Origin of the sequence: Telmatospirillum sp. J64-1, from assembly GCF_006980715.1 — a bacterium.
Classification (GTDB): domain Bacteria; phylum Pseudomonadota; class Alphaproteobacteria; order Rhodospirillales; family Magnetospirillaceae; genus Oleiliquidispirillum; species Oleiliquidispirillum nitrogeniifigens.
This window is the reverse complement of the sequence record NZ_SBHN01000023.1, coordinates 98,469-106,726: the sequence shown is the minus strand read 5'-3', so window position 1 is coordinate 106,726 and position 8,258 is coordinate 98,469. Positions and strand designations below refer to the sequence as shown.

At 68.2% G+C, this 8,258-nt stretch carries 6 protein-coding genes and 1 pseudogene; 3 read left to right on the top strand and 4 right to left on the bottom strand.

The genetic code is table 11. From position 1 onward, the window contains the following. The 3 genes and pseudogenes from EPD66_RS24770 to EPD66_RS19435 form a co-directional block, all read left to right on the top strand. A pseudogene (locus EPD66_RS24770) lies at positions 1–340 on the top strand (hypothetical protein); the annotation flags it as partial. Between the two features lie 435 nt (positions 341–775). Further along, entirely contained in the window at positions 776–3,331 is a 2,556-nt protein-coding gene (locus EPD66_RS19440) for an ankyrin repeat domain-containing protein (protein WP_142850183.1), read from the top strand. 77 nt (positions 3,332–3,408) lie between these two features. Beyond that, positions 3,409–3,819, top strand: a complete 411-nt coding sequence (locus tag EPD66_RS19435) for a DUF1489 family protein (RefSeq protein ID WP_142850182.1) — start codon at positions 3,409–3,411, stop codon at positions 3,817–3,819. Positions 3,820–3,957: 138 nt separating this feature from the next. On the opposite strand, the gene egtD is transcribed toward EPD66_RS19435, so the two are convergent. The 4 genes from egtD to EPD66_RS19415 form a co-directional block, all read right to left on the bottom strand. Next, complete coding sequence (gene egtD / locus EPD66_RS19430) at positions 3,958–4,911, bottom strand: L-histidine N(alpha)-methyltransferase (protein WP_142850181.1); 954 nt, start codon at positions 4,909–4,911, stop codon at positions 3,958–3,960. Continuing rightward, positions 4,908–6,227 carry an ergothioneine biosynthesis protein EgtB gene (egtB, locus tag EPD66_RS19425; protein ID WP_142850180.1) on the bottom strand — a complete coding sequence of 440 codons (1,320 nt, stop codon included), beginning with the start codon at positions 6,225–6,227 and terminating at the stop codon, positions 4,908–4,910. The genes egtD and egtB overlap by 4 nt, the downstream gene beginning before the upstream one ends. A gap of 81 nt (positions 6,228–6,308) precedes the next feature. Next, complete coding sequence (locus tag EPD66_RS19420; protein WP_142850179.1) at positions 6,309–7,067, bottom strand: hypothetical protein; 759 nt, start codon at positions 7,065–7,067, stop codon at positions 6,309–6,311. 59 nt (positions 7,068–7,126) lie between these two features. Further along, positions 7,127–8,230 carry a glycosyltransferase family 4 protein gene (locus EPD66_RS19415; RefSeq protein ID WP_185961519.1) on the bottom strand — a complete coding sequence of 368 codons (1,104 nt, stop codon included), beginning with the start codon at positions 8,228–8,230 and terminating at the stop codon, positions 7,127–7,129. Between the last annotated feature and the right edge of the window lie 28 nt (positions 8,231–8,258).

Here is an 8,258-nt window from a genome sequence, read left to right as displayed (position 1 = left end):
CGGAGCCACCATCGCCCCCACCGGAGCCGCCGTCCCCGCCACCGGAACCACCGTCCCCGCCACCGGAACCGCCGTCACCTCCGCCGGAACCGCCGTCCCCGCCACCGGAGCCGCCATCCCCGCCGCCGGAGCCAGCATCGCCCCCACCGGAGCCGCCGTCACCTGCGCCGGAGCCACCATCCCCGTCACCGGAACCACCATCACTGCCGCCGGAGCCACCATCACCTCCACCGGAACCGCCGTCTCCGGCACCGCCGCTACTTCCTCCACTGCCGGTTCCGCCGCCAGCGTCTCCGCTCGCGTCGCCAGGGGCGGAGGCCAAGCCGATCCCGGCTCCTGATCCGCCGCTTGGCGTGGAGAAGATGTCGGGGGAGGTGGCGATGCCGCGTTCCTCGGCATAGCGGGCAAAGGCGTCGCGGCATTGGCCGCGTGCAGCGGCGTCGGCCAATTGTTCGGGCGTCAGGGTCCAGCAATCGAGGATCGCCGTTTCGGTCGGGCGCGTCGCGCAGCCTGCGGTCAAGGTGACGGCCAATCCGGCCGCCATCAGGGGGATGATTGGGCGGGGCATGCTTCTCCCTTTTCGTCTACAGCATCGCTCGGCATGCAGAACGGCGAGTATGACCACACCGTTCCGTCACAACGGGCGGTGCAAAAGGAGAGGGGGTGGAACTTCCGTCGAGTGAAGGCGTTCCTCGCAGATGCGCGGAGTCCGTAAAGGGCGGCGCATCCGCCTGCCTGACGGGGCGGCAGCAAGATTGAAGCAGCGGGGGAATGAATGTTCGACCAGATCCTGTCCTTCTACGGCTTGCAGACGAAGCCCTTCCGGAACGAGGGGGAAACGAGGTGGCTGATGCGCGGTACCTCCACCGAGGCGGCGTTGCGCGATGTGGCGCGGGCGGTGGAGAAGCGGCGCGGCGTGATCCTGCTGCTGGGCGAGGGCGGCATCGGCAAGACCGCGCTTCTTGACCTGCTGAACGAGGATCTGGCGGCGGAGGCGGAAATCCTGCGCCTGAAGGCCGAGCCGCCCTCGGAGGGGCGGCCGGTCACGCGCCAGGTCTTCGAGGCCCTGAGGCGCCATCGCGGCGGAATCGGTGCCGACCGCATGCTGGTGCTGATGGTCGATGATGCCGAGAAGGCGGGCGAGGAGGAATTGCAGCGCCTGCTGGAACTGGCCGATCCCCAGACCTTGGGCAGCACGCGGCTGCAACTGGTCCTGGCCGGGCGGCCCGAGATCGACGGGCAGATGGAACGGGCGGTCTTCCGCTGTCCCCGCCGTCCGGTGGTCTGGCGCCGCCGCATGGAAGCGCTGCCCGAGGCGGAGCTGGTCGCCCTGCTGCGCCATCGCCTGAAACAGGCGGGCGCGACGCGCGACATCTTCGCCCCCGAGGCCCTGGCGCGGATCGCCCATCATGCCAAAGGCCTGCCGCGCCAGGCGGGCCTGATCGCCACCAACGCGCTGTTCTTCGCCTATCCCGCCGATCCCATCCAGGCGGTCCATGTGGAGGCCATCGCGGTCAAGGACGGCGATGACGGGCATTCCACGGAGCCCTTGTCGCCGGGCAGGATTCCCCTGACGGCCAAGGACGACCTGCCGCTGCCTTTCGACGACGAAGAGGAACGCCCCGCACGGCGCCGGGTCCATGCTACCGCCGTGGCCGCTGCCCTGGTGATCTCCGCCGGGGCAGGGGTGCTGCTGTATCAGGGGGTGCGGGACGTGACACGGGCGGAGCCGGAGGTGGCCGCCAATCCGGCCTATGTCGGCGAGGATTACCTTACCGACCAATTGGGCCGGTACGAGGAGGCCCTGCCGGTCTACGAGGAAGCCCGCCCGACGCAGATCGCTTCGCTGCCCGATGCCAGCGATCCCATGCCCGATCCTGAGGAACCGCCGATCCTGGCGGAGGGCATCCAGGTCGAGGCGCCGGGCGTCTCGCTGCCGAGCGTGGCGGTGCCGGACGAGCCTCCGGCGGTTCCCTTGGCGCCGGAACTGGAGGCGCGCGCGCCCGAGGGGCCGCAGCCGCCGCAATTGCTGTCGGTGGCTCCGCTCGACCTGTCCCGGCCCGAGCCGCAGCCGCTGCGGGCGCCCGAGGCGGAGGTGGAAACGGCGGTGGCGCCCGAGCCCGCTCCGGCTCCGGTCGAGGTTCAAGCCCCGGCCCCGGAACCCGAACAGCCTTCCCTGGAGGAGAGGGTAGCCGAGCTTCTGGGCAAGGCCGAGGACCAGGCCCGCGCCCTGGCCCTGACCAGGCCGCCCGGCGACAACGCGCTGGAAACCTATCGCGAAGTGCTGGCCCTGGTGCCGGACGAACCGCGCGCCTTGGCCGGTATCCGTGCCTTGGCCGGACGGTATGCCGACCTGTCGGTGACGGCCGAACGGCGGGGGGACATGGCGCGGGCGCAGGAATATCTCGACCTGGGCCTGTCGCTGGCGCCGGATCACCCGGTGCTGCGCCGTGTGGCGGAACGGCGCGAGCAGGAAGAGGCGCAGCGTCAGATAGCCGAGGCCGAAAGGCGGGAACAGGCTGAACGGGAATTGCAGGAGGCCATGCGCCTGGAGGAAGAACAGCGCGCCCGGCAGGAAGCCGAACTGCGCCGTCAGGTGGAAGAGCGGCAATTGGCCGAAAGCCAGCCGCCGCAATTCACCGAACCGGAAAGCCTGCTCCGTCCCGTGCCGGAGGACCCGCCCGGAACCGTGATCGTCTACCAGTCGCCTCAGCTCTCGCAGGATGGTCCGGTCCCGCTCTATCCGCCCCGGCAGCAGGCGGCGGTGGTCCAGGCGGTCCGTCCGCTGCAGATCAACATGATGGACAATCCCGCCGCCCTGCAGGCCGCCCTGGACAGCGGGGCCGATGCCAATACCAGTTTCGCCAATGGCCGTCCAGCCTTGGTGGTGGCGGCCGAACGGGGGCGGGCCGATCTGGTGCGTCTGCTGCTCGACCGGGGCGCCCAGCCCGACCTGCCCTCGAATGACCGGGCGACGGCCCTGATGTATGCCGCCTGGAACGGCGATGCCGACAGCACCAGGGCTCTGCTGAGTGCGGGCGCCAATCCCAACCTGGTCAATCTGGACGGCAAGACCCCCTTGATGGGGGCGGCCTTGCAGGGCCATGACGCCATCGTCCGCCTGCTGCTGGACCGGGGCGCCAATCCCGACATTCAGGCTGGTAACGGCTGGACGGCCCTGATGTATGCGGTCTGGCAGGGCAACGGCTCGACCGTGGCGCTGCTGCGCCAGGCCGGGGCCAATCCCGACTTGCGCAATGCCGAGGGCGAAACCGCCCGCGACCTGGCCCAGCGCAGCGGCCAACGGACGATCGTCGGCCTGATGGAGTGATCTTTTCGCGTCCTCGGGAAGGCTTCAGCCATTTCCGTACTTGCGGCGGCCCGCGCTGATGGGGTACAGCGCGGGCCATGATCCATCTCGTCAAGCTTGCCGTCGGCATCGAGGATGTCGGCCATCTGCGCCGCATCCAGTCCCAACGCCTGAAGGACCATGGCATGGTCTTCCACCGCACCCGCATGATCCCCCGCCGGGCCGAGGAATTATGCGCGGGCGGCTCGATCTACTGGGTGGTCAAGGGCAGCATCGTTGCCCGCCAGAAGGTGCTGGCCGTGCATGAGGACAAGGAAGACGACGGGCGGCCTTTCTGCCTGCTGGAACTCGATGCGGAACTCGTCGAGACCATGCCCCAGCCCAAGCGGCCCTTCCAGGGCTGGCGCTATCTCAAGCCCGAGGACGCGCCCGCGGACATGGCGGGCGGCGACATCGCCGAGATGCCGCCCGAGATGCTGCGCGAGTTGAAGGAATTGGGGCTGCTGTAGGGGGCTGGGCCGCCTCGCCCTTCGAGACGGCCGCTATGCGGCCTCCTCAGGGTGAGGCTAATTTCTTATTTCCTTTCAATAAGATAAATCTCATGCTGAGGAGGCCCGAAGGGCCGTCTCGAAGCATGGCCTGCCGCCTCACACCGGCCGCAGCAGGTGCAGGCTGAACAGCCCGGCATCGTCCACATAGGTCTTCTCGGTCGCGAAACCGGCCTCCCGGGCCAGGCGGCGGAAGCCTTCCACCGAGTATTTGTAGGAATTCTCGGTATGGATCGTCTCGCCGGCGGCGAAGGAGAAATCGTGGCCGCAGGCCCGGGCCGTCTGGCCATGGCGGCTTTCCAGATGCATTTCCACCCGGCTGTCCTCGTCGTTCCAGCGGGCGCGGTGGCGGAAGGCGGCGAGGTCGAAATCCCCGTCCAACTCGCGGTTGATGCGGGCCAGAAGGTTCAGGTTGAATTCCGCCGTCACGCCTTCGCGGTCGTCATAGGCGGCATGCAGGATCTCAGGGGCCTTGCGCAGGTCGACTCCCACCAGCATGGCCCCCTTCGGCCCCAGCAGGCGGGCGGTGCGGCTCAGGAAATCGCGGGCCTGGGCCGGGGTGAAATTGCCGATGGTCGAGCCGGGAAAGAAGCCGAGCGTCGCGCCCGCCCCGCTTTCTAGGCGGGGCAGGGCGAAGGATTGGGTGAAATCGGCGCAGATCGGCAGGACCGCAAGGTCGGGATAGTCGAAGGCCAGCAGGCGGGCCTGGGCCAGCAGATGCTCGCGCGAGATGTCCACCGGCAGATAGCAGGCCGGGCGCTCCAGCGCCTCGAGCAGGATGCGGACCTTGCGGGTCGAGCCGCTGCCGAATTCCACCAAGCGGCAGCCCGGCCCCATGCGCCGGGCGATGTCGCGGCTATAATGCTGCAACAGGCCCATCTCGGTGCGGGTGGGGTAGTATTCCTCCAGCTCGCAGATACGCTCGAACAGGGCCGATCCACGCTCGTCATAGAGAAACTTGCAGGATACTTCCTTGCGTGGGGCCGACAGGCCGGTCACCACGGCCTTGCGGAATTCCTCGAGAAGGTCGTGGTGGGCTTTCTGATGCTTCATGCGTCCTCCGCAAGTCGGATTCCCGCCACCTGCCAGCGGGCCGAGGGATAGAAGAAATTGCGGTAGCTGGGCCGGATATGGCCGGAGGGCGTGACGCAGGATCCTCCGCGCAGCACCATCTGGTTGCACATGAACTTGCCGTTATATTCGCCCACCGCGCCGGAGGCCGGGCGGAAGCCCGGATAGGGGATGTAGGGACTGCAGGTCCATTCCCAGACATCGCCGAACATCTGGCTCAGCCCGGTCCCCCTGGCGGCGCGGGGCAGCAGCGGCCCGTCGGCGAAATTGCCCTTCTCGGGCGCATCGGGGCCGAGAGAGACGGCGGCCACTTCCCATTCCGCTTCGCTGGGCAGGCGCTTGCCCGCCCAGTTCGCATAGGCGGAGGCCTCGTAGAAGCTGAGATGCCGCACCGGGGCATGGGGGTCGAGGTCCAGGGGGCCGAGCAGGGTCATCTCCTCCCAGCCGCCTTCCTCCGTCCGCCGCCAGTAAAGGGGATGGCGCCATCTTTCCGCCCTCACCTGCGCCCAGCCGTCGGACAGCCAGAAATCCGGCCGCTCGTAGCCGCCATCGGCGACGAAGGCGGCATATTCGCCATTGGTGACGACGCGGCTGGCCAAGCGGAAGGGGCGCAACAGGACCTCGTGTCGGGGACCTTCGTTGTCGTAGGCGAAGGCCGGATCGGCGGCGTCATGGCCGATGGTATGGATGCCGCCCTCGAAATCGATCCAGGTCAGCGGCGGCGCAGGGGAGGAAACGGGCGGCGGCGCGGCGCTGAAGGCCGGACGCAGGGGATTGAGGGAGAAGAGATGCAGGATGTCGGTCAGGATCAGTTCCTGATGCTGCTGCTCGTGGTTCAGCCCCAGCTCCAGCAGGGGCGCCACCGAGGCCCAGACGGCATCCTGGGCCTGGACGATCAGGCGCTGGACGGCTTCGTCCACATGGATGCGGTAATCCATGATGTGGTCCAGGCTGGGACGGGTCAGCATGCCCCGCGCCGGGCGGGGATGACGCTCGCCCAGGGCCTCATAATAGGAATTGAAGAGATAGGCGAAATCCGGATCGAAGGGGCGGTAGCCCGGCATATGGGGCGCCAGGACCAGCGTTTCGAAGAACCAGGTGGTATGGCCCAGATGCCATTTGGTCGGGCTGGCGTCGGGCATGGACTGAACCGTCTGGTCCTCGGGCGAAAGGCGGGCCGACAGGACCATGCTGGCGGTGCGGATGGCGCCATATTTCTTCGCGGCGGCGGCGCGGCCGAAGCCAAGGGACGCCGTTTCGACGAGGTCGGAGCGGCGGAGTTGGCTATCGCGTGGCATGAAACTCTCCCCTTATCACGGCTTCTGCTTTTGCATCGTCACCTGGGACTGCCGGGCTTGTCTGCCAAGGCTGCGTTTACGTCAGGTCCACTCGCCTTTGGTCAGGGGTTCGATGGGATGGCGGGACTTGATCATGTGCAATTCGCGGAAGATTCCGGCTTGGTCGGGGTCCTCGCAGCCGTGGGGCAGGTCGACGTCCAGTTCCGCCTCGGCATCCTCGCGCGCGCCCACCAGAAGCAGTTCCATTCCCTCGTAGTCGAGGAAGTCGGGGGGATCGGCGGGGGCGAATTTACGGTCGTGGAAGACCTCCTCCAGCCGCCTGGGCAGGTCGGCCTTGCGCTGCGAGGGCAATCCGGCTTCCTTGGGGGAAGGCTTCTGCGGGTTCTTGACCGACAGCACGTAGGAGCCCTCGGGCTCGATATGCAATTCCTTCTGGGCCTCGCCGGGCTCGCTGGGGAGCTGCAGGCTGTAGGCGAGATGGGTGTGGTTGCCGTGGCGCAGGATCAGGTAATGCCCCTCCCCGGCGGGACGGGCGGGTTCCTCGGGGCGTCCGCCGGCTTCCGCGCCGCTCTTGCCCTGCAGGTCGCGCTCGACCGTCGTGCCGCTTTGCGCCACCTGATCGACGAAGCCCCAATGACGCTGATGCGCGTCGATGCGCGCCATCTTCTTGCGCCCCAGCACCAGGCGGCGCAGGCGTTTCTTGCCTCGGGGGCTGAGGACCACGAAGAAGCGCTGCACATCCGACAGGTCTTCCACTTCCTCGGCCCCTTTCTTGGGGCGATAGATGAAGTAGATGCTGCCGTCTTCGAGGATTTCGGTGTCTTCGTCCTTGCGGGCCATTTCCGCCTCCTGCCCTGCGGCTCTTCAAGGACGAACAGGAGGCGGGCGCGAGGGTTCCCTTACAGCGGCAATTGCATGGCGGCGGCCGGACTGCGCATGGAGGATGTGGCGAGGGCCTCGCCATAGGCGGCGCAATAGGCTTCGGCCATGCGGCGCGAACCATAGCGCAGGGCGCGGCTGCGGGCGGCATGGCCCATGGCCTCGCGCAGGGAGCGGTCCTCGGCCAGCTGGCGCAGCCTGGCGGCAAAGGCGGCGGGATCGTCAGGGCAGGCGAAGAGGGCCGCCCCCGTCCAGATTTCCCGCAAGGAAGGCGTATCGGCCAGGACCAGGGCGCAACCCGACAGCGCGGCTTCCAGCACCGACAGGCCCGAGGGTTCGAAACGCGAGGGATAGACGAAGATGGCGGCGCGGGCATACCACGCGGCCAATTGCCCTTGGGGCAGGCGGCCCAGCAGCGAGACGTTGTCCAGGCGGATCGCCTCGCCCGCAGGGGTGCGGTTGTCGCCCGCAACGACCATCGGCCAGTTCAGCAGCGGCGCGATGTCGTCGAGCAGCGAGAAATTCTTGGCCGATTCCCAGACTCGGCCGACGCCCAGAATCAGCGGTTCCTTGTCCGCCGGTGCGAAGGCGGAGGGGTCGCGGCCGGGGGGAATGATGCGTCCGCCGGACAGCCCGTAGCTTTCCACCAGCAGGGACAGCACGGCATGGCTGGGTGCTACCACCAGATCGGCGGCGGTCAGGCTGCGGCGCAGGGTTTCGCGCTGGCGGGCCCAGCTATCGGGATCGTTCGCCTGGGGCGGCCGGGTCAACTGGCCGGGATGGACGGACATGACGGTGCGGGTGCGCCAGGGCAGGGCGCCCTCGAGGCAGCCGTTGAGATGGACCACCCGGGGCGACAGGGCGTCTTCCAGGTCCAGCAGCCAATCGGCGCATTCTTCCGGTCGCGAGGACGCATTCTCCTGCATGTCCAGGCCCGGGATGCGGTAGGCCAGGGCCCGCTGGTCGGGAGAGAGGGAGCCGCCGGTCACGGCCAGGGTCACCTCGGACCCCGCATCGCATAATTCCCGGGCCAGTTCGACGCTGCGCGTCCAGGCGCCGCCCGCAGGCTCCACGGTCATCAGGATGCTGGCGGGGACTGGTGGAATGGCCGGATGCTCCATCATACTCTCTCCTCCCTCCAGGTCGGTCGGC

Excerpts from the sequence above, each read along its gene's own strand:
- EPD66_RS19440 (WP_142850183.1), top strand. The coding sequence starts at position 776 with ATGTTCGACCAGATCCTGTCCTTCTACGGCTTGCAGACGAAGCCCTTC.
- EPD66_RS19420 (WP_142850179.1), bottom strand. The coding sequence starts at position 7,067 with ATGGCCCGCAAGGACGAAGACACCGAAATCCTCGAAGACGGCAGCATC.
- EPD66_RS19415 (WP_185961519.1), bottom strand. The coding sequence starts at position 8,230 with ATGATGGAGCATCCGGCCATTCCACCAGTCCCCGCCAGCATCCTGATG.
- egtD (WP_142850181.1), bottom strand. The coding sequence starts at position 4,911 with ATGAAGCATCAGAAAGCCCACCACGACCTTCTCGAGGAATTCCGCAAG.
- egtB (WP_142850180.1), bottom strand. The coding sequence starts at position 6,227 with ATGCCACGCGATAGCCAACTCCGCCGCTCCGACCTCGTCGAAACGGCG.
- EPD66_RS19435 (WP_142850182.1), top strand. The coding sequence starts at position 3,409 with ATGATCCATCTCGTCAAGCTTGCCGTCGGCATCGAGGATGTCGGCCAT.